At 33.8% G+C, this 25,953-nt stretch carries 26 protein-coding genes, 1 tRNA gene and 1 riboswitch; of the genes, 10 read left to right on the top strand and 17 right to left on the bottom strand.

Going from position 1 to position 25,953, the window contains the following annotated elements; translation table 11 throughout:
- The first annotated feature begins 58 nt into the window (after window positions 1–58).
- A complete protein-coding gene (locus tag BMY18_RS02860) occupies window positions 59–1,048 on the top strand; it encodes a DHH family phosphoesterase (RefSeq protein WP_092450398.1) in 990 nt (329 codons plus the stop codon).
- Between the two features lie 369 nt (window positions 1,049–1,417).
- On the opposite strand, the gene BMY18_RS02855 is transcribed toward BMY18_RS02860, so the two are convergent.
- Window positions 1,418–1,490, bottom strand: a tRNA-Thr gene (locus tag BMY18_RS02855).
- 213 nt (window positions 1,491–1,703) lie between these two features.
- Here BMY18_RS02855 and BMY18_RS02850 point away from each other — a divergent pair.
- The gene (locus BMY18_RS02850; protein WP_092450396.1) at window positions 1,704–3,704 is read left to right on the top strand and encodes a hypothetical protein; all 2,001 of its coding nucleotides are present in this window, start codon (window positions 1,704–1,706) and stop codon (window positions 3,702–3,704) included.
- Window positions 3,705–3,798: 94 nt separating this feature from the next.
- Here the strand turns inward: BMY18_RS02850 and BMY18_RS21235 are convergent, their stop codons facing one another.
- The 5 genes from BMY18_RS21235 to BMY18_RS02825 form a co-directional block, all read right to left on the bottom strand.
- Complete coding sequence (locus BMY18_RS21235; RefSeq protein WP_207647420.1) at window positions 3,799–4,884, bottom strand: DUF975 family protein; 1,086 nt, start codon at window positions 4,882–4,884, stop codon at window positions 3,799–3,801.
- Between the two features lie 112 nt (window positions 4,885–4,996).
- Window positions 4,997–6,262, bottom strand: coding sequence for a Y-family DNA polymerase (locus tag BMY18_RS02840; protein ID WP_092450395.1), 1,266 nt, complete (start codon window positions 6,260–6,262; stop codon window positions 4,997–4,999).
- A 208-nt stretch (window positions 6,263–6,470) separates the two neighbouring features.
- A complete protein-coding gene (locus BMY18_RS21230; RefSeq protein ID WP_207647419.1) occupies window positions 6,471–7,019 on the bottom strand; it encodes a hypothetical protein in 549 nt (182 codons plus the stop codon).
- A 100-nt stretch (window positions 7,020–7,119) separates the two neighbouring features.
- Complete coding sequence (locus tag BMY18_RS02830; RefSeq protein ID WP_170841269.1) at window positions 7,120–7,566, bottom strand: DUF2752 domain-containing protein; 447 nt, start codon at window positions 7,564–7,566, stop codon at window positions 7,120–7,122.
- Window positions 7,567–7,892: 326 nt separating this feature from the next.
- Window positions 7,893–8,729, bottom strand: coding sequence for a DegV family protein (locus BMY18_RS02825; RefSeq protein WP_092450391.1), 837 nt, complete (start codon window positions 8,727–8,729; stop codon window positions 7,893–7,895).
- A gap of 220 nt (window positions 8,730–8,949) precedes the next feature.
- Between BMY18_RS02825 and BMY18_RS02820 the strand changes: the two genes are divergently transcribed.
- The 5 genes from BMY18_RS02820 to BMY18_RS02800 all read left to right on the top strand — a co-directional run bounded on the left by BMY18_RS02820 (window position 8,950) and on the right by BMY18_RS02800 (window position 13,553).
- A complete protein-coding gene (locus BMY18_RS02820) occupies window positions 8,950–9,447 on the top strand; it encodes a DUF5721 family protein (protein ID WP_092450389.1) in 498 nt (165 codons plus the stop codon).
- Window positions 9,448–9,563: 116 nt separating this feature from the next.
- Entirely contained in the window at window positions 9,564–11,558 is a 1,995-nt protein-coding gene (htpG, locus tag BMY18_RS02815) for a molecular chaperone HtpG (protein WP_092450388.1), read from the top strand.
- A 136-nt stretch (window positions 11,559–11,694) separates the two neighbouring features.
- Complete coding sequence (lepB, locus tag BMY18_RS02810) at window positions 11,695–12,255, top strand: signal peptidase I (RefSeq protein ID WP_092450386.1); 561 nt, start codon at window positions 11,695–11,697, stop codon at window positions 12,253–12,255.
- 179 nt (window positions 12,256–12,434) lie between these two features.
- Window positions 12,435–13,067, top strand: coding sequence for a signal peptidase I (gene lepB / locus BMY18_RS02805; RefSeq protein ID WP_092450384.1), 633 nt, complete (start codon window positions 12,435–12,437; stop codon window positions 13,065–13,067).
- Window positions 13,068–13,241: 174 nt separating this feature from the next.
- Window positions 13,242–13,553 (top strand): DUF1540 domain-containing protein, encoded by a 312-nt coding sequence (locus tag BMY18_RS02800; RefSeq protein WP_092450382.1) that lies wholly within the window; start codon window positions 13,242–13,244, stop codon window positions 13,551–13,553.
- Window positions 13,554–13,644: 91 nt separating this feature from the next.
- Here the strand turns inward: BMY18_RS02800 and BMY18_RS02795 are convergent, their stop codons facing one another.
- Window positions 13,645–14,547 carry a GH25 family lysozyme gene (locus BMY18_RS02795; protein ID WP_139197207.1) on the bottom strand — a complete coding sequence of 301 codons (903 nt, stop codon included), beginning with the start codon at window positions 14,545–14,547 and terminating at the stop codon, window positions 13,645–13,647.
- Window positions 14,548–14,801: 254 nt separating this feature from the next.
- Between BMY18_RS02795 and BMY18_RS02790 the strand changes: the two genes are divergently transcribed.
- Window positions 14,802–16,130, top strand: coding sequence for a LysM peptidoglycan-binding domain-containing protein (locus BMY18_RS02790; protein ID WP_092450378.1), 1,329 nt, complete (start codon window positions 14,802–14,804; stop codon window positions 16,128–16,130).
- Between the two features lie 64 nt (window positions 16,131–16,194).
- On the opposite strand, the gene efp is transcribed toward BMY18_RS02790, so the two are convergent.
- From efp to BMY18_RS02755, 7 genes are all read right to left on the bottom strand, one after another.
- A complete protein-coding gene (gene efp, locus BMY18_RS02785) occupies window positions 16,195–16,752 on the bottom strand; it encodes an elongation factor P (RefSeq protein WP_092450376.1) in 558 nt (185 codons plus the stop codon).
- A gap of 102 nt (window positions 16,753–16,854) precedes the next feature.
- The gene (aroQ, locus tag BMY18_RS02780) at window positions 16,855–17,289 is read right to left on the bottom strand and encodes a type II 3-dehydroquinate dehydratase (RefSeq protein ID WP_092450374.1); all 435 of its coding nucleotides are present in this window, start codon (window positions 17,287–17,289) and stop codon (window positions 16,855–16,857) included.
- Window positions 17,286–17,837, bottom strand: coding sequence for a shikimate kinase (locus BMY18_RS02775; RefSeq protein ID WP_242940943.1), 552 nt, complete (start codon window positions 17,835–17,837; stop codon window positions 17,286–17,288). The genes aroQ and BMY18_RS02775 overlap by 4 nt, the downstream gene beginning before the upstream one ends.
- Window positions 17,830–18,705, bottom strand: a complete 876-nt coding sequence (aroE, locus tag BMY18_RS02770; protein ID WP_092450372.1) for a shikimate dehydrogenase — start codon at window positions 18,703–18,705, stop codon at window positions 17,830–17,832. The genes BMY18_RS02775 and aroE overlap by 8 nt, the downstream gene beginning before the upstream one ends.
- Before the next feature lie 2 nt (window positions 18,706–18,707).
- Window positions 18,708–19,229 carry a YqeG family HAD IIIA-type phosphatase gene (locus BMY18_RS02765; RefSeq protein ID WP_092450370.1) on the bottom strand — a complete coding sequence of 174 codons (522 nt, stop codon included), beginning with the start codon at window positions 19,227–19,229 and terminating at the stop codon, window positions 18,708–18,710.
- A gap of 108 nt (window positions 19,230–19,337) precedes the next feature.
- Window positions 19,338–19,784, bottom strand: coding sequence for a transcriptional regulator NrdR (gene nrdR / locus BMY18_RS02760; protein ID WP_092450368.1), 447 nt, complete (start codon window positions 19,782–19,784; stop codon window positions 19,338–19,340).
- A gap of 117 nt (window positions 19,785–19,901) precedes the next feature.
- Window positions 19,902–20,159 carry a PRC-barrel domain-containing protein gene (locus tag BMY18_RS02755; protein WP_092450366.1) on the bottom strand — a complete coding sequence of 86 codons (258 nt, stop codon included), beginning with the start codon at window positions 20,157–20,159 and terminating at the stop codon, window positions 19,902–19,904.
- Between the two features lie 118 nt (window positions 20,160–20,277).
- Window positions 20,278–20,371: riboswitch (TPP riboswitch) on the top strand.
- 52 nt (window positions 20,372–20,423) lie between these two features.
- Between BMY18_RS02755 and BMY18_RS02750 the strand changes: the two genes are divergently transcribed.
- Complete coding sequence (locus BMY18_RS02750) at window positions 20,424–21,107, top strand: energy-coupled thiamine transporter ThiT (protein WP_092450364.1); 684 nt, start codon at window positions 20,424–20,426, stop codon at window positions 21,105–21,107.
- 153 nt (window positions 21,108–21,260) lie between these two features.
- Here the strand turns inward: BMY18_RS02750 and sigG are convergent, their stop codons facing one another.
- On the bottom strand, window positions 21,261–22,037 hold the full coding sequence (gene sigG, locus BMY18_RS02745; RefSeq protein ID WP_092450362.1) for an RNA polymerase sporulation sigma factor SigG: 777 nt from the start codon (window positions 22,035–22,037) through the stop codon (window positions 21,261–21,263).
- Between the two features lie 195 nt (window positions 22,038–22,232).
- Between sigG and BMY18_RS02740 the strand changes: the two genes are divergently transcribed.
- Window positions 22,233–23,282, top strand: a complete 1,050-nt coding sequence (locus BMY18_RS02740; RefSeq protein ID WP_092450360.1) for a lactonase family protein — start codon at window positions 22,233–22,235, stop codon at window positions 23,280–23,282.
- A 362-nt stretch (window positions 23,283–23,644) separates the two neighbouring features.
- On the opposite strand, the gene BMY18_RS02735 is transcribed toward BMY18_RS02740, so the two are convergent.
- Window positions 23,645–24,220, bottom strand: a complete 576-nt coding sequence (locus tag BMY18_RS02735) for a hypothetical protein (RefSeq protein WP_092450357.1) — start codon at window positions 24,218–24,220, stop codon at window positions 23,645–23,647.
- Between the two features lie 596 nt (window positions 24,221–24,816).
- The gene (trpS, locus tag BMY18_RS02730) at window positions 24,817–25,899 is read right to left on the bottom strand and encodes a tryptophan--tRNA ligase (protein ID WP_092450356.1); all 1,083 of its coding nucleotides are present in this window, start codon (window positions 25,897–25,899) and stop codon (window positions 24,817–24,819) included.
- Window positions 25,900–25,953: the final 54 nt, after the last annotated feature.

The following is a 25,953-nucleotide window of genomic DNA, read 5'->3' as shown; positions in this document are numbered from 1 at the left end:
AGATTGAACGGTAAAATACTAATAACATATTTATTATATGATAAGGAAAAAATATAAAATGACTAAATTGGAAGAAATAGTAAAATGTATAAGTGGGAATCACATATACATTCAGACACATAATTTTCCTGATCCTGATGCGATTGCTAGTGCATATGGTATTCAGAAACTGTTAAAATGTAAGAATATAGACTCAACAATTTGTTATTATGGGAAAATTGATAGAAGTAGTACATGCAAAATGGTTAGTCAGCTTGGAATTGAAATTGTTAATATGGATGATATGGATGATATTCGCACCCTGAATTCTGAAGATATGATAATTCTTGTAGATGGACAAAAAGGGAATTCTAATATCATTAATATACCCGGTGTTGAGATTATATGTATTGACCATCACAAAACATATGATAAAGAAAAAATAAATTATCTATATTCAGATATAAGGCCTGACGTTGGTGCATGCGCATCAATCATTGCAGAATACTTTTATGAAAGCCAAATTGAAATTGACAAGAATCTAGCGACTGCATTCATGTTTGCCATTAAAGTAGATACGGCAAATATGTCTAGGGGAGTATCTGATTTAGATTTGGAAATGTTTTATAAATTATATAAGCTCTGTGATCGCGACATTATTAAATCATTAGAAATGGGTACGATCCAATTTGATGATTTGCACGCATATGTAAATGCAATTAGTAGCATTAAAGTATATAACAATATTAGCTTTGCAAATACTGGAGCCGGGTGCCCCGAAGCACTAATTGCAACAATTTCAGATTTTATGCTTGCATTAGATGAAGTTAATCTGTCAGTTGTATATTCTGAAAAAGAGGATGGAATTAGGCTTTCAATCAGAAGCCAAAAGCAATATGATGCAGGTTTAATTGCGACCAAAGCATTACTTGGCATTGGAAATGGTGGTGGCCATGAACTTATGGCTGGAGGATTTGTACCCTCACAACAAGGAATTGATACAAATACATTGATTTCTGATTTAGAAAAAAGATTCCTTGATACTGTTTATGAACTTTATGCCAAATAAAATCATTATAAATTTAAATCAAAAAATTGGCTAGTCACTATATTACAAAGTGACTAGCCAATTTTTGTTTCATTTAATAATTACTATTTTAATATTTCTATTTAAAATTTCTAATTTAATATTTTCTATATAAAAAAGGCAACTGCGAGGGAGGAAGTTGCCTTTAAGGGGAGTATAAAGAATAAAAAAGGTTATAAAAATATTCTGAATATTCTTATGTTTTTAGTATACATCAGATATTCTATAATTACAAGTATCACGTTATACTTTTCTAAAATTATTTTACAAAAGTAACAAATGTAACTTTTACAAGCATTTAAAAACCGCAAGCCCTGTAATATCTTGGACTTGCGGTTTTTAGAATGATTAAGCTTCCGAAGGGACTCGAACCCTCGATCTACTGATTACGAATCAGTCGCTCTACCACCTGAGCCACGAAAGCAAACTAACCTTCAATACTATATTATATCCGGACTTTATTGTCAATACCTAGCTTTGTCTAAGGTCATGACAATTTCAATTGTATTATTATTTTTTTAATGTTGCTAGTTTATAAAATATGTAATAAAATAAACTTCTAACATATCAAATCATTGATTGATTTGATATACTTTGTTTCTTGTATTTATTCCATATAAAATAAGGGGAAATAATAATGAACTTCAGAAAATATTTTTCAAATAAAACAGAGGTTATACTTTTTATTTTGGTAATGAGTCAGATTTTGGCTTTAACCTTCTACAACCTCTTCCGGCTATCCTATATTCTAGATTTTGATTCAGCACCAGCTTTAATTCAGGCTGTAAAATCTTGGGAACAAAAAAGCCTATTTTTAAATGACTGGTGGTATACAACAAACTTGGGATGGGATACCTCTATTCCACTTGCGGCACTGTTGTATGGAGTTTTTCATAAAATCTATTTTGCATATGGAATGGCAAATAATATTATATTATATGCATTCCTATACATTTATTATCGAATATGTAAGAGAATTAAAATTAGCAGAACTGGAAAACTAGTTGTATTTCTGCTATTACTGACACCTTATTCCATTGGACAGCTTGATTATATGAATATGCTCTTGGCTTCACAGGCTTCTTATAATATCAGGGCACTTCTTACGATGATGTTTGTTAGTATCATGTTGGAATTTTACGCTGGAAAAACTTTACAGAATCAATGGGCGATATGCCTTGCTTTTATTGTTTTGTTATTTACATCTAGCTGTTCTTCTTCGTTGTATGCATTAATCAGTTGCGTGATTCCGATTGTAATATTTGTGTTTGTGAATTATATTCGCGAGGACAATTTTAACTTGAAATGTATTAAAAACCCAATCGTGTATTTTCCATTTCTATCAGTTATAATAGCAAGCATTGGAATTTTAATTTCGAAATTCATGAATATGACAGATGCAGTCGAAGGGAAAGCATTTACAACTGGAGTCAATTTTGGTCGAAACTTTATTAATACGCTTGTGGGGATTTTTGAATTGTTCGGTGGTATTAAATCAGATAAATCTGTTGCTGTCCTAAGTGCAGAAGGGATTTCTCTAATGCTAAAACTAATATTAATTTTTCTAATGTTATTTTCATTATTTTTTATCATTAGGAAAAGCTTTCTAAAAAAAGAACATGATAAATTTATTGAAATGTCACTAGCTCTCATCATTGTCAATTTGGGAATTTTATTCTTTGTAGATACAACTTATGGAAGTGTGACATTTGAATACCGATATCTAATTATCCCTATACTTCCGTTATTTATATATGTTGGTTATCTTACAGACTTCATATCTATGCATCATAACAAATCTCTTCGAAATATATATTTTGTTGGATTAGTTTCCATTTGCTTGATACTCAACATTGGACTATTTTCTTATGCATATCGTATAAATGACGGCTATGATCAATTAAAAGCAATTAAAACTGACATTGATAATCAAGGAATTGGACTAGTCAATGTTATCCGTGATAGTGCAGTTCAAAATGAGGTAGATGGAAAGATTTTAAAGACTATGGATGACTCTGAATTCATTGTTTCTGATGGAAGCAATGTCAGTTGGTGGGTGATGTCCGACACAAATCTTGAAAACAGCAATTATGTTGGAAAAACTGCAATACTTACCCAAAAGAATATCTTCGAAAGTCTTCCTAGCTACTACAAGGACCATGCTGTCCTAATAGATTCTTTTTCATACCATGACTATAATCTTTACGAATTACAGTCTAACCCATTTGATTATATTTCTGGATTTCCAAAAAGGGACAGAAGCAAGAGCTTTGATTTTCCTTATTCTTATATGTACAATACACAAAATGCAGTCATAGATACGAATGGAATTCTTCACTCCAATGGAACTGCAGGAACAGTACTAAGTGGTACAGTTCAAGCAATAAAAGGTGAATATTCAGTCATATTACATTACCGCATGGCTAGCAATTCTCAAGGCTCTAGTATTCTGAATCTTAGTGAAAATGATCAGATACTGTCTTCCGTTCAATTAGCACCTGACAAAACAGATTGTGTTTTACAAAATATATCGATTAAAAGCACAAAGATTCTAACTATTTCAATCGAAATCCCAGAAGGAACGATCATTGAGATTGAATCTATAGAATATAAAAGAAAATATCTTATCGTGAATTAAAATGAGGGGTGCGTTACAACAAAACGCACCCTTCATTTTACAATTTACTTATATATAATTATTTCAATGTAAAAACATTTACTCATTCTATTATTTATGGTTCAATTGTCGACTCAATGACCGATTCAACGACAGGTTCAACTACAGGTGCATCCGCTGGCTCATCTACTGATTCAACTACTGATTCAGCTACTGGCTCAGCTACCGGTTTAACTGTAGGTTCAACTACTGGCTCTTCTACTGGCGCAACTACTGGCTCAGCTACTGGTTCAACTACTGGTTCAACGACTGGGACAACTACTGGTTCAACTACTGGTTCAACGACTGGAGCAACGACTGGTTCAACTGCAGGCTTATCCACTGGTTCCACGATCGGCACAACGACTGGCTCAACGACTTGTTCAACGACGGTCTCAACGACTTGTTCAACGACTGGAACAACGACTGGTTCAACTACTGGTTCAACGACTGGTTCAACTACTGGTTCAACTACTGCTTTAACCACTGCTTTAACCACTGGTTCAACTACTGGAACAAAGACTGGAACAACGACGGGCGCAACGATAGGCGTAACAGCTGGTTCAGCTTTGACAACTTCACCCTTGATTTTAAGATAGAAGTAGCCGGTTGTTACAAGCATATATGGAGTCAACCATAAATATAATATGCCAAATGTGAAATTTGCTAATATTGCCCATCCTATAAAACTCAATTGCAATACAAACAAGCTCCACTTATATCCCTTTGTCATTTTCTTACTTAAAGCGATTGCTTCCATAACTCCTATTTCGGGATTATCTGCTAGTATGTACATTGCCATAGAATACCTATAAGATGCTATAATACCTGGAATAATAAGCAAACATGTCCATAAGAATGTAAATAACCCTACCATAAAGGTTACTGCAAACGCTTTAAAAATAAAATTAAATCCGCTAAACAAATCTGATACCTGAACAGATTCTAACCTCGCTATCTTTAACACCATCATTATCAATCCCAACTCAATTGACGGTACAATTAATATAGTTGCGATTAATCCAACAATTGGTATGATTGCAACCAATCCCGCAGCAACGCATAAAACAAAATAAACGACAATGGTCAAAGCCATTGTTCCCCCTTTACCTTGTAGTGCACTTTTGGCCTTCCCTTTTAATTCTGAACGATCAATATTCATTTTTTTCCTCCCTGGGATGATTTAGTAGTGTCAGTTAATATTTTATTAAGATTACTGGTGTTTTATTATATGTACAAGATTCGCAATAAAGTCCAAAAAAATAGTGGGGTATCTAATCTTCTTTAGATACTCCACCAGTTCTTTTCTCCTTGGATATTCCACCAGTCATATGTGAAACTTCGCTTTGTAAAAAGCTCGCTCGTTTTATTGAATCTTCCCCATACTTATTACGAATATTATCGACCGCCTTATCAAGCTTTGAAAGCTTATCGTAATTGTTCATATCAAACAAATCATATTGACGAAAGCACTCCAATGATACCTTACTAGATTGCACGCCAAGTTGCCTAATTGGTGCTTTCTTATCCCATAACTCAAGGAATATCTCGCAAGCTTTTTGATACAATTCATTTGTAACATCTGTAGCGTTTAAAAACTGCTTCTGATGTGTGGAATAACAAAATTCACAATCTGTAATAGAAACAGCTAAACATAAGGTCTTGACACCATCCACCCTAAGACGTGAAGCAACTGTCTCACATAAAGAAAGTAAAACTTGCTTTGCAGTCTCATAATCTGTTATATCAATTGCAACCGTAATAGAATTACCGTACCCCTTATTCGCTTGATGTTCAGTCACTACCGAAGTAAAATCATAACCATTCGCATAATTATAAATCACTTCACCATGTTTTTTAAAATGACTTTTTAGTATCATCACATCAGTATTTGCCAATTGTCCAATTGTTTTAATGCCTAAGTTGTAAAGCTTCTTTTCTGTGGAACTTCCGACAAAAAACAAATCTCTTACCGGTAATGGCCACATCTTTTCCTTGATTTCACAAGGAAATAATGTGTGAACTTTATTGGGTTTTTGAAAATCACCAGCCATCTTTGCAAGGAGCTTGTTACTGGAAATGCCTATATTTACTGTAAATCCTAATTCAGAATATATTCTATCTTTCAAATAATTCGCAGCCACTACAGGCGTCCCATATATATTTTGCGTTCCTGTCATATCGCACCACACTTCATCTATGGAATACTGCTCAACACATGGTGCAAACCCTTTCAGTAATTCTATAAATGCCTTAGATGCTTTCACATAAACGTCGAAATTAGGTTTGATAATGATTAAGTTAGGGCACTTTTTTCTTGCACTAGCCAACGGTTCTCCAGTCTGAATATTGAACTTCTTAGCAGGTGTTGACTTCGCCAAAACAATTCCATGCCGTTTTTCCTCGTCGCCTCCAACTACGGAGGGAACTTCTCTTAAATCAACAGTCTCTCCTAGCACATCCACTCTATACGCAGCTTCCCAGCTTAGAAATGCTGAATTAACATCTACATGAAATATAACGTTTTTTGATTGATCCATAATCTTAATTCACCCCTATATTTCTTAACCTCTTAACATTAGAGTCGGTTTATTTGCAAACGTTTGTTCGTATATATTTTATCAGATTATACGGTGTTTGTAAATGTCTTATTTTAAGTTTAGGACCCCTTTACACAAAAAAGAACCTACAGCAATAGACTTTTCGCAGTCCATTCTATAGGTTCCTTAACAAGTAATTATTTATTTTTTAATAATATGTATATCCGCGCTTTGGAACCATTGACATTATAGCTGCTCCAAATATTATAAGAATTACAATATAAATTGCAATTCCAATCAAAATCATTATTAAATATGCTTTAAAGAAATTCGATTTGCTTTTTTTCTCTGAACTACTAAATGCCCAAACGAATGCCAATACAATATTCACACAAGGAATACACATAAGCAACATTGTAACTAGCCAATCGCCTAATGACATAGGTTCTTCTAAATTAGACTGATTACAATTATACATTACTGGCTGTTGATATGGACGTTGTTGGTATAACGGTTGTTGATTCACTGGTTGCTGATTTACTGGCTGTTGATTTACTGGTTGTTGATTTACAGGTTGTTGATTTACGGGCTGTTGATTTACTGGTTGTTGACCTTCTTGTTGTTGACCTTTTGGTTGTTGACCTTCTGGTTGTTGACCTTCTTGTTGTTGACTTTCTTGTTGTTGGCTGGTCTGTTGTTTGCAATTGCATACCTGACCGTCCTCTAATTTTGCTCCACAATCTCTACAAAACGTCATGTGATTTTCTCCTCATAAGTTAAAACTAGTTCTATAATAGCATATATTATTATTCCTGTGCAATAATATTTATCCAAAAAATGTAAATGATTTTTAGAACCTAATGTAATTTCAGTAAATTATTGATAATATTATCTTCCCTATAAATCATTGGTGCAGTGGAAGGAAATACCGTAAACATTCTATATACATAATAAGCCATCATCGCCACACAAAGGCATCCCATGAACAGATAAATACCCTTCACACGCTTTCCTTTCACATATCTTACATAAACAAACCAAATCCCCAATAGAATCCAAAAAATCGCAAATGGACTTAATGCAAAAGACCTGCCAAATTGTCCCGTTAACAGGTAAAAAATAGATCTAGACATACCGCACCCAGGGCACGGAAGCCCCGTCACAATAACCATAGGGCAAAAGGCATGAAATACCTCATGGGTTAACATATAATAGATTACAAGGCAAATGATTGCCCACTTAAACTCAAGGACATCTTTCACTATTCGTTTTTGAATTACTTTTAGGTTTGTCTTTGGTTTCATCATCTTCTCGATTCTGTTTGCATTTTCATTACAAAACTCTCTTATCTAAAATACTCATTACAAAATATTCCAAAATGGTATGTAGTCAAATTATTTTATATTCTTTCCCTCTGAAATACAAGCATAAAATCCACCTACTCTTGATAATAAAAAAGGCAAGGTCAAACCAAAGTTTGTTCCTCACCGATTCCATATATTACATATTTATATGTTTGCATTTTTACTTTTTTACTTTTTACTTTTCACTTTTTCTTTTTGCATTTTTCTTTTTTACATTTTTACATTTTTATTCATTTTATTTTTATAGCACACAGCTATGTATCTTTTTATACTGTAACGATGATACCACCTTCATTTGCATACATACTACTTACTCCAGCAGTATCCACAATAATTATATCCTTAAATTTCATCAACTTCGAAATCTCACTCTTCACATATTCAGCACGTTCAAAACAATTGCAATGTGCAATCGCTAATATCTTATTTTCACAATCAACCGTTTTTTCTTTGATCATCGCTATCATCTTTGCTAACGCCTTATTAACACCTCTAGCCTGGTCGAGTTTGACAATCTTACCACCCTCAGCTGACATTAAAGGCTTAATATTAAGGGCACTTGCAATAATTGCCTGAAGATTTGTCAATCTTCCGTTCTTTCTTAAAGTTTCAAGAGATTCTAGCACAAAATATGTTTTCATATGTTGTGTAAATTCTTCAGCGATTGCAACAACTTCGTCAAATGCTAATCCCTGCTCAACTAGTTCTTTGACTTTCATTGCTATAAGAGCTTCTCCACAAGAGGCAGACATTGAATTAAATACATGCACATTATTGGTTCCACCCTCTTCTATATATAAGTTGCGTCCAAGTTGTGCGCTATTATAACTTCCGCTTAATTCTGCTGATAAAGTAACTACATATACGTCTAAGTTTTCTCCTACAAAATCATTCATATAACGCTCCGGAGATGGGCAAGCTGACTTCGGGCAATTCTTGCTTTCACGTACTTTCTTCAAGAAATCTGCCTGATCAAATGTTTCATCATCTATTATACTAAAATCATCTACCATTAATGTTAACGGTGCAAATGAAAAATGATCGTCCTTGGCTATTTCTTTTGGTAGGTCGCAACAACTATCAACAACTATTTTATAATTCATAACTATTTCCTCCGTTAATCAGTTCAATATCATCTAGTTTTTAATACTATGTAAGAATACCATATATTTCAATGTTTGTGAAGAGGGTTTTTATCTATTTATAAATAACTTTCTTTTTATTATTGCTTTTAAATGCAGGATTCCCTATAATACATTTAAGGTTACTTTTAAAATATGTACTATAACTATTACTACATAATTAAACTGCTTGGAGGTCTATATGATCGCTCTTAAAATTAACAATACCAAGGATTTTATGACGAAGCTTCTAGTGAAAGATACTTTTGATAATCTATATGTTTCGGAGGCTACTATTTCCACATACAATACCTTCCAAATCAATGGTCTAATCAATAAGAATTTCTATACGTCAGAAGAACCAGAATCAAACGATAGTGCTGAATATTCATTATGGAAGAAGCTTCGTCCCTTTTGCTTTGAATTAATAAAGGGTAGCAAAACACCTTCCTTTTTGAAAATAATATTTCTTCTTGCCACAAAAGATATTACAACGCTCATTGAAACAAACAATTTAGGATTTTCTTTAGATGATATTAATGGCCTTGTTTTAAATATTAAATATGCTGAAGGAGTGATTACCTGTATCACAGGCTCTTCTATCAAATTATTTACTATGGACAAGTCGCTTGAGCATGCGTTCGACTCCTATGTAAAACAGTTTTTATCTCAGAATAATATTGATTTTGAAGAACTTTAGCGCCACCTTTGTTAGCACTCTTTGTGAATGAGTGCTAATTTTATCTTGACAATCTAATATATGCGTACTAATATATGAAATATAGTTTAAAATATATATTAAAGGAGTAATTTATAATGAAAAATGAACATGGTAGTCTTTCAATTAACAGCGAGAATATTTTTCCAGTAATTAAAAAATGGTTGTATTCAGATCATGATATTTTCTTTAGAGAACTTATTTCAAATGGTTGTGATGCAATTACAAAATTAAAGAAGTTAGAAATCATGGGTGAATACAATGCACCTGAAGATCAAGAATTTAAAATTTTAATAAAATTAAACGCAGAAGATAAAACAATCAAATTCATCGATAATGGTATCGGTATGACTTCTGATGAAGTCAATGAATACATCAACCAAATTGCATTTTCTGGCGCAGAAGCTTTCCTAGAAAAATACAAAGATAAAACCAATGAAGATCAAATTATCGGTCACTTCGGTCTCGGATTCTATTCAGCATTTATGGTATCTGCTAGAGTTGCAATTGATACACTTTCATTTACAGAAGGTGCTAAAGCAGTTCATTGGGAATGTGATGGCGGTACTGAATACGATATGGAAGATGGAACAAAGGAAACTCCTGGTACAGAGATTACGCTTTACCTAAATGAAGATAGCTATGAATTTTCAAATGAATTCCGTGCACGTGAAGTAATCGAAAAATACTGCGCATTTATGCCTGTTCCTATATTCCTTGAAAAAGAGAATGGCGAACCTGAATACGAAACAATTGACGAAGCTGATGTGACTGAAAAAGATACTGTTATTGAAACAATTATCGAAGAAGCAAAAACAGAAGAAATTGAAAATGAAGATGGCACAAAAGAAACCAAGGAAACAGTTCCTGCAAAGAAAAAAGCAAAGATTTTAAAAAGACCTGTTCCATTAAATGAAATTCATCCTCTTTGGGCAAAGCATCCAAATGAATGTACAGATGAAGAATACAAGGAATTCTATCGTTCCGTATTTAAAGATTACAAAGAGCCATTGTTCTGGATTCATTTGAATATGGATTATCCATTTAACTTAAAAGGTATTCTATACTTCCCTAAATTGAATACACAGTATGACACTATGGAAGGAACGATTAAGTTATACAACAATCAGGTATTTATTGCTGATAACATTAAGGAAGTTATTCCTGAATTCTTACTTCTATTGAAAGGCGTTATCGACTGTCCTGATCTTCCACTGAATGTATCAAGAAGTGCTTTACAAAATGACGGATTTGTCAAAAAGATTTCTGATTATATAACGAAAAAAGTTGGCGATAAGCTTTCAGGTATGTACAAGACTGAAAAAGAAAGTTATGAAAAATACTGGGAAGATATCAATCCATTTATCAAATATGGTTGCTTAAAGGACGAGAAATTCTATGAGAAAATGAAGGATTATATTATATTCAAAAATCTTGATGGGAAATACCTTACAGCTGCTCAGTGCCTAGAAGAGAACAAAGAAAAACATGAGAATACTATCTTCTATGTAACGAATGAAACTGAACAAAGTCAATATATCAATATGTTTAAAGAGGAAGGTATCGATGCCGTTATCCTTACACAAAACATCGATCAACCATTTGTAACTCATATTGAAAGTAAGAATGAAAAGATGAAGTTCGCAAGAATTGATGCAGACCTGTCAGACGTCTTCAAAGAACAAACTACTGAAGATGAATTGAAAGGACTCACTGAAAGTTTAAGTGAAATATTTAAAAAAGCGCTGAACAATGATAAACTTGAAATCAAAGTTGAGAAGTTGAAAAACGCTAATATCTCTTCAATGATTACACTTTCTGAAGAAAACAGACGTATGCAAGAAATGATGAAGATGTATAATATGAGTGGTATGGATCCTTCTATGTTTGGTGGCATGGGTCAAACGCTTGTACTAAATGCTAGCAATCGTTTAGTTCAGTATATTATGAACAACAAAGAGAGCGAAAATACAAATATGATATGCGAACAGCTCTATGATCTTGCATTACTAAGCCATGCTCCTCTTACTCCTGATCAGATGACTAGATTCATTGTAAGAAGCAACGACATTATGATACTACTTGCTAAATAGTCTCTAAAATAAAAATTGTCCTTTTTAATTAAAACGGTTATAATATTAAGAGTTAGTGTATATATTTTACACTAACTCTTTTTAGTTTCTAAAGGCTAATGGTGACATAAAAAAAGAAGAAAAGAAGAGGGATATTATGGGGAATATAAAAGAAAGTGCTGCAAAGACAACGAAATACACATCTTCACAGATTTTTAAAGAATTAGTAGGCTATGCAAAAATAATTATATTAGCAATTGTTATCGCATTAATATGTAATAATTTTGTTATTGTAAATGCTCAGATTCCAAGTGATTCCATGTGTAATGGAATCAAAACCGGTGACCGCCTGATTGCCTTTCGTCTATCATATATTACCTCATCACCAGAACGTGGTGATGTTGTCATTTTTAAATTTCCAGATGATGAATCCATAGATTATATAAAACGCGTTATAGGTTTACCTGGTGACGTTGTACAAATCAAATCAGGGGTTTTGTACATTAACGAAGAAATATATAATGAGGATTATTTGAAAGAACCTATGACTGGAAGTTTTGGCCCTTACCTCGTTCCAGATGATCATTATTTTATGCTAGGTGATAACAGAAACGATTCAAAAGATTCACGACGTTGGATTAATACTTATGTTGCCAGAGATAAAATCATTGGCAAAGCCCTCTTGAAATATTATCCATACCTAGGAACTATCGAATAAAAGCATTGTTCTTTTAAGTAAAATAGTCTATAATTACATAATTCAGTTATTATTGATTATTTCAGTTATTATCGCTTATCGAGATTTTAATTGGTTCTATAATACGAATACCGCAATTAACTTTAAGAATATACGATTTGTATTTCCGATAGTTAAATTTTGCACGAAAGGTTTATACTATGACAACTAATAATGAATACGACGATTTAGAAGAAATCGAATTATCTGAATCTGATAAACCTTCTTTTGAAAATAATAGCAATAATGAAGAAAATCAGACTGGTAATAGTATTTTACGAGAATTTTTAAGCTATATGAAAATAATTGTAATTGCTATTTCAATCGCATTTATATGTAATCAATTTATTATTGTTAATGCAAAAGTTCCTACTGGTTCAATGAAAGATACTATTATGGAAGGAAACCGACTTATCGGTTTTAGACTGTCTTATCTCTTTTCAGATCCAAAGCGTCTTGATGTGGTTATTTTTAAATTTCCAGATAATGAATCTGAAAACTACGTAAAACGTATTATCGGTCTTCCAGGTGATAATGTAGTCATTAAAGAGGGACACGTTTATGTCAATGATGTATTATTGGATGAGCCTTACATTAAAGAGCCTATGTCAGTCAGCTCTCAGGTCTTAAATTACGCGGTTCCTGCCGGATGCTATTTTATGATGGGTGATAACAGAAATAATTCTGCGGACTCAAGATTTTGGGTAAACACCTATGTAGCGAAAGATAAGATACTTGCAAAAGCAATTTTTAAATACTATGATTCACATATTGTATTTGAACTAATAAAATAAGTATAGGATAAAATAGTTTTAAGAGGTTTACTTCTTAAAACTATTTTTTTATTGATTTTAATATTTAAGATTTCTTGATACTAATAGTTTTGTATTAATATTTAATATTTTTATATTTTTATATTTTATGGACATAATAAATCTGATATAAAAATTCTTAATAGGAGGTTTATTATGACTGCTCTTGATTGTAATGTTTCAACTTGTGGCTTTAACGACGAACGATGTTGTTGCAGATCTGAAATTGATGTAAAAGGTACGAAAGCGGATCATACAGATGATACTTGTTGTGGTAGTTTTAAAAAGGAAAGCTCAGAATTTCAAAATTCAACCCGTACTCCCAATACAAATTTAAGTGTTGGCTGTGAAGCCGTTAATTGTGCTTTTAATGATGGCAACAAATGTAGTGCTGACCATATTGATATTGCTGGTTCAAGTGCAAATGATGCTGGGCAAACTATCTGTTCAAGCTTTACATGTAAGTAATGTTAACAATAGCCACAAACCATTGAAATTATTCTGTTTCTTTGATTTATGGCTATTTCTTATATATATTATAAGAAATCAGTACTACACATTAGAAATGAATTCCTTTAAACCAGTTCACAATATTTGTTATTATCATTAGAAAAAAACATTTTGACTTTTTAACAGGTTCTGGTTCTGGTTCCGGTTCTGGCTCTGGCTCTGGCTCTGGTTCTGGTTCTGGTTCTGGTTCTGGCTCTGGCTCTGGCTCTGGCTCTGGCTCTGGTTCTGGTTCTGGCTCTGGCTCTGGCTCTGGTTCTGGTTCTGGTTCTGGCTCTGGCTCTGGTTCTGGCTCTGGTTCTGGCTCTGGCTCTGGTTCTGGCTCTGGTTCTGGCTCTGGTTCTGTATTTGGAAACTCACCATAATAGTAATCCATATCAGTTCTTGCACTTGACCCTTGAACTACCCCATCACTTGTATATTGCCATAAAATCCAGTTCCCTGCTGGGCATTGATCTGGTCCCCAAATAGCAAGCCATTTCATATAAGAATCAAAGCGTGAAATATCGAGTATATTGTCGAAATAATTCTTATTCGCATAGATACCTGCTTTATATCCAGAATTTGTCATATCATTACAGTAGATACAACAGAAATTGGTCAATATTGCACCGTTTTCTTCTGGAACTAGGTTATGCCTAGTTTTGTATCCGTCTGAATCTTCCATATCTATAAATACACCTAGCTGCGGATTTCTTCCTTCAATCATTCTAAGCGTGTGCCGAACTTCACTTTTCACCTCATTCTCGCTTATCGCATAGGAATATATATATACGCCATATGGAATCCCTAGATTTTGACAAGCATCCATATTCGCATTAGCCTGTGCATCATCTTGATTGACTTCATCATCACCATAGCCAATTCTAATAATCGCAAATTGAATACCATCCGCCTTTATTGCACCCCAATCTAGCGTTCCATTGTTTGAACTTACATCAATTCCTTTATTCATAATGTATTCACTCACTTTCTTCCACAATTCTGTAGAATTAATTGGTTTTGTTTTCTAAAAATCTGTTTTTTAATCCCTTATTTTTTTTAACGAACGGCAAAATTACACCCTCAATATTATTAATATTCCATAATACGACAAATGTTCATTATTTTATGACTAAATTTAAAAAAAAATGTAATATCTTTTTTGTTTAGCAATAATATATCTCGATTTTAAAGCATATAATATATTAAAAATTATGAAGGATATATATGGAGATCTATTTAGTTCAACCTGAAGATACAATCGATAAGATAGCAACTCAATATAATGTATCTGCCACAAGATTAATTTCAGATAACAATTTAGGTGATTCAGAAATGTTAGTTACAGGTCAGGCCCTAGTTATTCTATATCCCAGTCAAACATATACGGTTAGCCCAGGAGATACATTAGAAACCATAGCCCAAAATCATAATGTACCGCTAATGCAATTACTTAGAAACAATAATTATCTATTTGAGAGATCTAATATTTATCCTGGTGAAACCATAGTTATAAGTTATAATAATGACCTAGGTCCAATAAATACCTTTGGTTACGCTGCTGATTATATCGATACAACTATTCTAAATAAAACGCTGCCATTCTTAACATATTTATGTATTTCGGGTAATCAAATCACAGAAAACGCTGATATAATTTCTATAGATGATGAAAAAATAATAGGAATTTCCAAAAATTTTGGTGTTGCTCCTATAATGCTATTACCATCTTTAACAATTCAAGGATTAACTAATTTCGATTCTACTTATAATATTTTCATAAATGAAAAATTATCAGATAAACTTATTAATAATATTACTAATATACTAAACGGGAAAGGCTATTTAGGCGTAAGTATCACATTTGAACTTTTATATACGTCCAATCTTATATTGTACCAAAATTATATTAAGAAACTATCTAAGGCATTAAAAGCGGAAGGATTAAAATTGTTTATCACAATATCTCCAGTAAATACAAATATAACCCTAGAAGATATTAAAACAATAGCTCCTGATATAGAAGAATTTTTAGATGGAATAACCTTTATGGATTATAACAGAGGTTTAAATACAAATCCGCCACCAGGACCGGTTACATCCATCAATAATTTAGAAGCTTTTTTAACCGAAGCGACTTCAATTATAAGTGAAGATATTATAAATATTGGTTCCCCTGCTATAGGCTTTGATTGGGAATTGCCATTTGTTCCAAATGTTTCTACATTCGCTATCCTTAAATATTATACTGCCATCGAATTAGCGAATGATGAGAATTCAATCATTAAATTTGATAAATCTTCACAGACTCCTTATTTTACATATTCAAAGTCAACTGCTGGCGTTCCAATGGAACATATAGTCTGGTTTATTGATGCTAGAACAATTAGCTCACTTATTAATCTAATACCGAAATTTCATTTAGATGGCACTGGGATATGGATCATAATGTATTATTTCGCTCAAATATGGTCGATTATAAATCCTCAATACAAAATAATAAAAGTACTACCTGAGCCACAATCACTGTCCGCACAATTTTTTGAAAAAAAGTAAAACAAAAAGCCCCCTAACCACTAGTTTCCTAGTCATTATGGGGCTTCTATAAATGTAGTGGAAATTAAACGCGTGATAAATACTCACCAGTTCTTGTGTCAATCTTAATCTTATCATTCTGATTAACGAATAATGGAACATAAACGGTTGCGCCTGTTTCTACAATTGCTGCCTTTGTTGCGCCTTGTGCTGTATCACCTTTAACACCTGGTTCTGTGTCTGTGATCTCAAGTTCAACGAACAATGGTGGTTCAATTGCAAATACTTGTGCATTATGAGAACATAATTTGCAAACTTCATTTTCTTTAACAAACTTAAGTGAATCACCTACGTTGTCTTCACTAAGAGCCATCTGCTCATATGTTTCAATATTCATAAAGTTATATAAACCACCATCTTTATATAAATACTGAAAGTCTGTTCTATCGATGTGTGCCTTTGGAAACTTTTCATTTGGTCTGAAAGTTTTATCTGTAACAGCACCTGTCTTAATATTTTTTAGCTTTGTTCTTACGAACGCAGCACCCTTACCTGGTTTTACGTGTTGAAAATCAATAATTGTAAATATATTGTTATCTATTTCTATCGTCACGCCATTTCTGAAATCGCCTGCTTGTACCATAACTTGGTATACCTCCTTGCATAGTCTTTTAACATTTTATAATAAATACATACTTTACGCAACTACTTTTTTCGCCTATCTGTAATATATGTAATATTAGGTCTACTTATTCTCAATCAAAGCTTCCATCGCATACAAATACCCTTTCAATCCAAGTCCAACTACTTGCCCAGTACATACTGGTGCAGTTACGGAAACATGGCGAAACTCTTCTCTTTTATGTACATTTGAAATATGTACTTCTATTTTGGGGATATCTTCGAGTGAAGCCAATGCATCTCTAATGGCATAGCTATAATGAGTAAAAGCACCTGGATTAATTACAATTCCATCCACATTGGCGTAATATGCCTCTTGAATCTTATCAATAATAGCGCCCTCATAATTACTTTGAAAAATTTCAATTTCAATATCTAGTTTTTTTGCATGCGCTTCAATACTTTGCACAAGTGTCTCATAATTTGCAGACCCATAGATACCTTTTTCTCGAATTCCTAAAAAATTAATATTAGGTCCATTAATTACTAATAATTTCATTTTTTGCCTCCTAATAAAGTACTTGCTTTCGCAAGAATAATATCCTCAATCTCATTATATATCTGTTCATATGTTTTATCATCTGTGTCTACGATTATTTGTGCTATATCTTCATAGATATTTGCTCTTTGCATCATTAAATCATGAACTTTGATTCTAATATCACTTCCTGCAAGCAATGGTCTCTTTGTGTCATACGCTAAACGATGGACCAAAGTATCTTCCGTCGCTCTAAGATATATAACAATTCCTAAATTTTTAAGCAATGCTCTATTTTCCTCACGTAATGGAAGCCCACCGCCAACTGAAATAACAGAGTTACTAAATTTTTCATTCATTTCTTTTATCGTCTCAGTTTCCAAATCGCGGAAATATTTCTCGCCTTCAGTTGCAAAAATCTCTTTTATTTCTCTATTTTGTTTACTTTCTATGTATTCATCACTATCATAAAATGTCATACTTACATTTTGTGAAATCCATTTTCCTAATGTGGTTTTTCCACAGCCCATAAATCCAATGAATACAAGATTATTACGTGAATTACTCAACAAGATTCAACTCCTTTTTCATCAGTTCGTATACATGCATGATTATATCTTCGCTAACCTTTGTTTCATTCCAGAGTTCAAATGCACAAACGCCTTGATATAATAACATTTTCAAACCATTATAAGCTATTTTTTCTTTGCTTTCCACTAATTTCATGAATTTAGTTTTTGTAGGATTATAAATTATATCCACTCCCACTGAGACTTTGTCATAAAAATCTAGATTTTCAATAGGTGCACAATCGTCATTGGGATGTAGCCCTACGCTAGTCGTTTGAATTGTAATAAATTGCTTATTCGGTAGTAAATTATAATCCTCAATTTTCATACCAATTGCGACATTAATATCAAGCGCTTTGTTAACATCCTTTGCCAGTTGCTGTGCATTTTCTAATGTTCTATTTAAGATATAAATGCTGTTTGCGCCTTCTTGACCACATAGGAACACAATAGCCCTAGCTGCGCCTCCTGCCCCAATTATGATTACATCATTACCCATTAATTCTATATTTGCATCAATAAGTTGCCTTTGAAATCCCAATATATCAGTATTGTAACCCTTAAATCCACCCTTAGCCCTTACCAAAGTATTCACTGCACCAATGTCTCTTGCAAGTGGATCAATATCAACCAAAGCGTTAATCACTTCATTTTTATGTGGAACCGTTACATTTAGTCCAAATACATTGAGTTCATAAGCACCTTTCACGGCTTCTGCTACTTTACTACTTTCTACTTTAAATGTAACATATGCCAAATCGATATTCTCAAATTCCGCTAAATGATTATGAATCAATGGTGATATTGAATGAGCTACTGGATTACCAATTAATCCACAGACTTTCGTAGTTCCTTTGATTTCTCTCATACTTACCTCCTGGTGCTCCTGATGGTGCTCCTGATGCTTCTCTTGTAAAAATATAAAATAATTTTTTCCAAATATCTTTTTAATACAATCTGAATTTCTTCCTTTTTCCCAATTGGTTTAACTAAAATAGTTCGAATTCCCGCTCTGTTCGCTCCCCACACATCTGTAAATAACTGGTCGCCTATAAAAATGGTATTCTTCTTATCTGTGTTCATCAGTTTCATTGCCTTTATATAATTGACCGTAGAGGGCTTATGTGCATTACTCACAAACATAGTATGAACCTCATCAGCAAATGGTTTTACTCGTGGTTCTTGATTATTTGAAATGAGACACGTATTGAAACCTATTTTTTTTAGCTTTTCAAATAAGTCAATCACTCTTTGATCAGCCACTACGCCATGTTCAACCAACGTATTATCTATATCAAAAATCAATCCTCTATAACCATCAATATATAATTTATCAAAGTCAATCAAATAGGTAGAATCAAGATATTCTCCCGGATAAAAAATCTTAAACAAAACATACCTCCTCTTTGCTTCCGCTTATATTATTTTGTTTCTATTTTCTACTTTACTTATGCATCGGTGAATATGAAAATAGGCCGCGTCGTTAGGGCAGCCTATCAGTTACTTAAGAATTTTTTTTAACTCATCCATAAAGGTATTAACATCCTTAAATTCTCTATATACCGAAGCAAATCGTACATATGCAACTGGATCGATATTTTTGAGCTTGTCCATTACAAGCTCGCCAATTCTAGCTGTTGGAATTTCATTTTCTCCTGTATTAAAAATAGATGTCTCTATCTCATCAACCATTGCATTTATCTTGCTAATTGGGACTGGCCGTTTTTGACAAGAGCTAATAATTCCTCTTACAAGTTTTTCTCTATTATACGGTTCTCTATTATTATCTTTCTTAATTACAATGAGTGGCATCGTCTCGACTTTCTCATAAGTCGTAAATCGTTTTCCACATTCATCACATTGACGACGTCTTCGAATCGAACTATCATCAGTTGGTCTTGAGTCAATAACCTTAGTATTTTCTTTTGCACAAAATGGACACTTCAAACCCCTACCTCCATAATTAAAATAAATATCAAGAATCCCTCTATATAATAAAGTAACAATAAAAATATTATTACTTTAAATTATAGTTTAATATTTAACTATGGTCAACAGTTTTATTTATACACATTTATTTGTGATTTCTTCTATACATACTTCTACCAAAATAACATCCGGTCCTATACATTGAACGCATTTATAAGGGATAATATATTCTATTTCACGTCCCAAAAAACCACAAATTTTTGCTGGCCCTGGTATAATCAAGGCGATTATGCAACCATTACATATATCAAAGATTACATCAGCAACAAATCCAAGAATTTTGCAATCTTTTGTATTAATTACCTCTTTGTCTCTAAGATCGCAAATGCGCATATAGGCTCCCTTCTGTCCTTTTAACAGATACTCAAACTATTGTTCTTAAAATATTATATGCACAAATATTCTATATTGACACTCAAGTACAAAAGTTGTATAGTACACAAGAACTTAATAAGTTTGCTAGGGGAGCCTTCGGGCTGAGACTATTTAGACCCTCACTACTTGATCCGGTTAGTACCGGCGGAAGGAAGCATTTTTACAATACTTTTCCAAAGTGGTCCCCTCCTACAAAATAATATTATTTTAGGAGGTTTTTTTATGTTTAATTTTTTAGTCAGCTATGATGCTGAAGGTGGAGCTTACACTCTTACAAAAGGTGGTTTTATATGCCTTGCAATGATTTTAGTTCTTTTATTAATTGGAGCTGCTTTTCTATTTAACAAACAACATTCAGTAAAACTAGGAACAAAACAACTTGTTTTTTCAGCTGTAGCTATTGCTCTCGGTTTTGCCACATCTTACCTGAAAATCTATAGTATGCCTTGGGGTGGATCTGTAACTCTATGCAGTATGCTATTTATATGTCTTGTAGGATATTTCTATGGTCCTAAACTTGGACTCATCGCTGCACTTTCCTATGGTATTCTCCAATTATTCCAAGACGGCGGAAGCTATATGCTTGATCCATTTCAAGTTTGCTGTGACTACTTCTTCTCATTTATGGCACTTGGATTATCAGGATTCTTTTCTAACAAAAAGAACGGTCTTTTGATTGGATACATCGTTGGAATCTTGGGAAGAGGTGTGTTTTTATCAATTGGTGGTTATATCTACTGGATGTCATATATGCCAGAATCTTTTCCAAAAATTCTAAGTGGCATCTACCCAATCGTCTACAACTATTCTTACATATTGATTGAGGGAATCATCACGGTTGCAATCATATCGATTCCAGCAGTTAAAGATGCACTTAAGCGAATCAAGGAAACTGCTATAGCCTAAAACGGAATTCGCAGCCTGCTTCGCAATGTATTCGCATTCCGCTTCGCTACATGCTCATAAACTAATGCCTGCTTCGCAGGTATTTCAGTTGGAGCAAGCTCCAACTGAAACAAGAAAAGCGCCCACTTCTAACGAAGTGGGCGCTTTTCTTCATTAGTTTAAATAATTACGCATAGACTTTAATGCGCATTTTTCTAAACGGCTTACTTGGGCTTGGGAAATTCCTACTTCGGTCGCTACCTCCATTTGCGTTTTTCCTTGATAGAAGCGTAGATTAATAATATTTTTTTCGCGTTCTGAAAGCCTTTCTACTGCATCCCTGAGTGCTATATCTTCAATCCAGTTTTCTTCTTTATTTTTTTGATCACTAACTTGATCCATTACATATAAGGTATCTCCACCTTCTGAAAACACTGGTTCATATAAGGACATTGGTGTTTGTATAGCATCTAATGCCATTACAATTTCCTCTTTTGAGATACCGATCTCTGATGCGATTTCCATAACAGTTGGTTCTAGTTGGTTTTTTTTCATAAGACTTTCTTTTGCGTATATTGCTTTGTATGCTGTATCACGAAGCGATCGACTAACTCTTATAGAGTTGTTATCACGCATATATCTTCTAATTTCTCCTATAATCATTGGCACTGCATAAGTGCTAAATTTTACACCTTGTGTTACATCAAAATTATCAATTGCCTTTATCAGGCCTATACAACCTATTTGAAATAAATCATCCACATTTTCACCATTTCCAGAAAATCTTTGAATGATGCTTAATACCAATCTTAAATTACCCTTTATATACAATTCTCTTGCCTGCTCATCGCCTTCTAGTACTCTTTTAAATAATTCCTCCTTCTCACCATTTTTTAGAAGCGGCAGTGTCGCTGTGTTTACGCCACATATTTCAACTTTATAGACAGCCATGATTAACCTCCTCGAAAAAAAATTTGTTTATAGGTTAATGATTGCCTAATGAAAAAATTTTATACTGTAATTGATTACCAAAACTAAAATTTTTTTGGGGAAATTTTTATTGAAATGTAATTTATAAATTTGTTGAATATACTAAGAATATGAAGTAGAATAGAATTATATATCTTACCAAGGAGGTATTTAAAAATGAATGGGAAATATGTAGCATATGTTGGAAGTTATACGCGCGAAAAAAGCAATGGTATACATATATATGATATGGATGTTGAAATCGGGCGAATCGTTGAACGAAAAGAAATCAAAATTAATAATCCTTCATATATCGTACTTTCAAGTAACCAAAAGTATTTATATTCTATTGCAGATGAAGGTGTTGTTGCTTATAGTATTTTGCCAGACGGTGACTTAGAATTAATGAATATGAAACCTATTAATGGAATGAGAGGATGTCATCTTTCCGTTACAAAAGACAATAAGTTTCTATTCGTATCAGGTTATCATGATGGGAAGGTTACTGTTATGAGTCTTACCTCTAGTGGAAGTATTGACATGGTTGTAGATGAAGTATTCCACCAAGGATTTGGAAGCATTGCAGAACGTAATTTTACGCCACATGTCAGCTGTTGTGTCCTTACACCAGATGAAGAACTTTTATGTGTATGTGATAAAGGAATCGATCAGATTAAATTATATGAATTTAATAAAGAAACTGGCAAATTAAAGTTGTATGACATTATTCGTTCCCAACTTGAATCTGCACCAAAAGAGATTATTTTCAGCCAGGACGGGCGATTTGCATATGTCGTTTGTGAACTCAAGAATTATATTAATGTATATTCTTATAATAAAAATGATGACAAAGAAAAATTTGAATTTATTCAGAATATATTTACACTTCGAAGAGATCACCGAGTAAATAGCGCTGCCGCTAATATTATCTTATCACATGATGGTAAGAATTTATTATGTTCTAATGCAGGTGACAACACGGTTACAATGTACAAAGTAGATCAGGAAACTGGAAAACTTTCAACGGTTTCTTCACTTCCACTTAGTGGGGATTACCCTAAGTTTCTTCAACTTTTCCCTGATGACAAGCATTTTTTATCAATGAATCACAATGCTGGTACAATTACTGATTTTACTGTACATTGGGATAGAGGATTGATTGTAATGAATGGGCCAGAAGTCAAGATTTCGCAGCCTAACAACATGGTAATTAAGAAGCTTAAGTGATTTTATTTGATGTTGGACGGACGAAAAAGCAGAGTCATTTCCTCTTGTTCGCTATTGCCTCTACACAGGATTGGGATTGTATGTATTCGGTGGACACAAAAAGATGTGTCCGCCGCCTACATACAATCCCAATCCTGTGTAACGGCAAATGCGGACAGTTGAGGAAGATGACTCTGCTTTTTCTGTTATGTTCCATAATGCAAAAAAGATAAATAAAAAACACTGGGCAGGCGCTAGGGGCGAAAAGCCGTCCAACGTGTATACACACCATACTTTTAAAGCTAGTAATGGAAATATGGAGGGACATAAGGGGGGAATATGTTTGTTCGGCTTTGGGTTGTAATATTTATTTGTTGTGAATTCTACTTTTTTATAGAATCCACGGAGTCCATTGAATCATAAAATTGCTTTAAAGATAAATATGGCTGTAAATTACCTGAGCTGTACTGCAAATCCATGAAGTCTTTGGTTAGAGATTTAAAATCTATTTTAGTGTTAATATTACTTAAATCATAGGTCAATGTTCCATTTGTTCCATCGGCTGCTAGTAAGAAGTCTCCATATGCATCTGATGTTTTTCCTTGTTCATCACTATAAGTTGAGTATGCCATCATTTCTAAGAAGGATGCATTCGATGGGTCTACATTTTTTGCATCAACTGTCATCTCCTGTTCAACACCATCAGTACCCCAATATTTTACTTGATACTCTGAATCGTTATTACTGTCCGCTTTAAATACCGATGCACTAACTCCATTCGCAAATCCCACACACGTTTCAGCATTATCTCCAGTTCTTTTGTCCATAAAGTGTAATGTAATATTAGACGTGCTTTCTGAAAACGAACCGACGCCCTTATTGCTTTGACTCTTTTGGTGTGACATTGATGTTTGGTAACCTTGTGCATAATTGTCACCCCCAACACTTAAAATCCCCATAATAATTCCCCTCTCCATTTACAATTTTTTTCTAACAATATCCTACAATAAATATATCACCAAACCCACCCCCAAACTTAACCTTAATCCAATTTCATCCCCCAATCAAATCCCCCCCGGGCGCTTCTTTTGCTCTTCGCGCCCAATCTATCAGATTCGGGCAAGACAACAAGCATACAAATCCACACCCCCTCAGGGCGCTTCTTTTGCTTTTCGCGCCCAATCTATCAGATTCGGGCAAGACAACAAACATACAAACCCCCCCCACCCCTTCGGACGCTTCTTTTGCTTTCCGCGCCCAACCTATCAGATTCGGTCAAGACAACAAGCATACAAATCCACACCCCCCTCAGGGCGCTTCTTTTGCTTTTCGCGCCCAATTTATTAGATTCGGGCAAGACGACGAGCAGAAAAAACGTAGCTATGTCCTCAATTGTCCGCATTTGCCGTTACAGCCATGTGCGATTGTCTGCAAGCGGTTGACACATCTTTATGTGTCAAACCGAGTGCAGACAATCACACATGGCTGTAGAGGCAATAGCGAACAAGAGGACATAGCTACGTTTTTTCGTCCGTCTTCCACCAATCTCAATAAATTACCTGTACTTTTGGGCTTGCTCGTTTATCAAGTCCATATCCTCAAAGTAATTGATTTTCATCTTGCGCTTCACATCTGCAAGCGTTTCGGCGGCCACTTTTTCTGCGGCTTCACTTCCCTTTTTCAAGATGTTGTAAACTTCTGGGATATCTTTTTCATATTCTTTTCTTCTTAATCGAATTGGTTCTAATTCTTCTTGAAGAACTAAATTCAAGAATTTCTTAACCTTAACATCACCTAATCCCCCACGCATATAATGAACTTTTAGTTCCTCTAAGCAATTATAATCACTGAGGTATCTCTCAAAATGCTCTGGTTTACTAAATGCGTCAAGATATGTGAATACAGAATTACCTTCCACTTTACCTGGATCTTCAACACGAAGATGGTCTGGGTCAGTGTACATTCCCATAATCTTCTTTTTCACATCTTCTGGCGTATCTGAAAGGTAAATGCAGTTGTTTAATGATTTACTCATCTTGGACTTACCATCAGTTCCTGGCAGTCTTAGACAAGCCTTATTATCTGGTAATAATACATCTGGTTCAACCAATGCTTCACCATATACGGAATTGAACTTTCTTACGATTTCTCGTGTCTGCTCTATCATAGGAAGTTGATCTTCTCCTACTGGGACTAACGTTGCCTTAAATGCCGTAATATCAGCAGCCTGACTTATTGGATAAGTGAAGAAACCAACAGGAATGCTCGTTTCAAAATTTCTCATCAAGATCTCTGCTTTCACAGTAGGATTTCTCTGCAATCTTGAAACTGTTACAAGATTCATATAATAAAATGATAACTCCGTTAGTTGTGGAATCATAGATTGAATAAATAAAGTTGATTTTGTTGGATCAAGCCCACAGGATAAATAATCCAAAGCGACCTCTATAATATTTTGACGAATCTTCTCTGGATTGTCAGCGTTATCTGTCAGTGCCTGTGCATCTGCTATCATTATAAATATTTTATCGTATTCTCCAGAATTCTGAAGTTCTACTCTTCTTTTTAAAGATCCAACATAATGTCCAACATGAAGTTTCCCAGTTGGCCTATCCCCTGTTAAAATAATCTTTGACATCTAATATATCCTCCATTTTGCTTACCAAATCTAGCTGTAATAACTGTAGAAATG

Source organism: [Clostridium] fimetarium, assembly GCF_900111235.1.
GTDB classification, from domain to species: domain Bacteria; phylum Bacillota; class Clostridia; order Lachnospirales; family Lachnospiraceae; genus Clostridium_N; species Clostridium_N fimetarium.
Note: the sequence above shows the minus strand (reverse complement) of the source record. Positions and strands in the feature narration are given on the sequence as shown.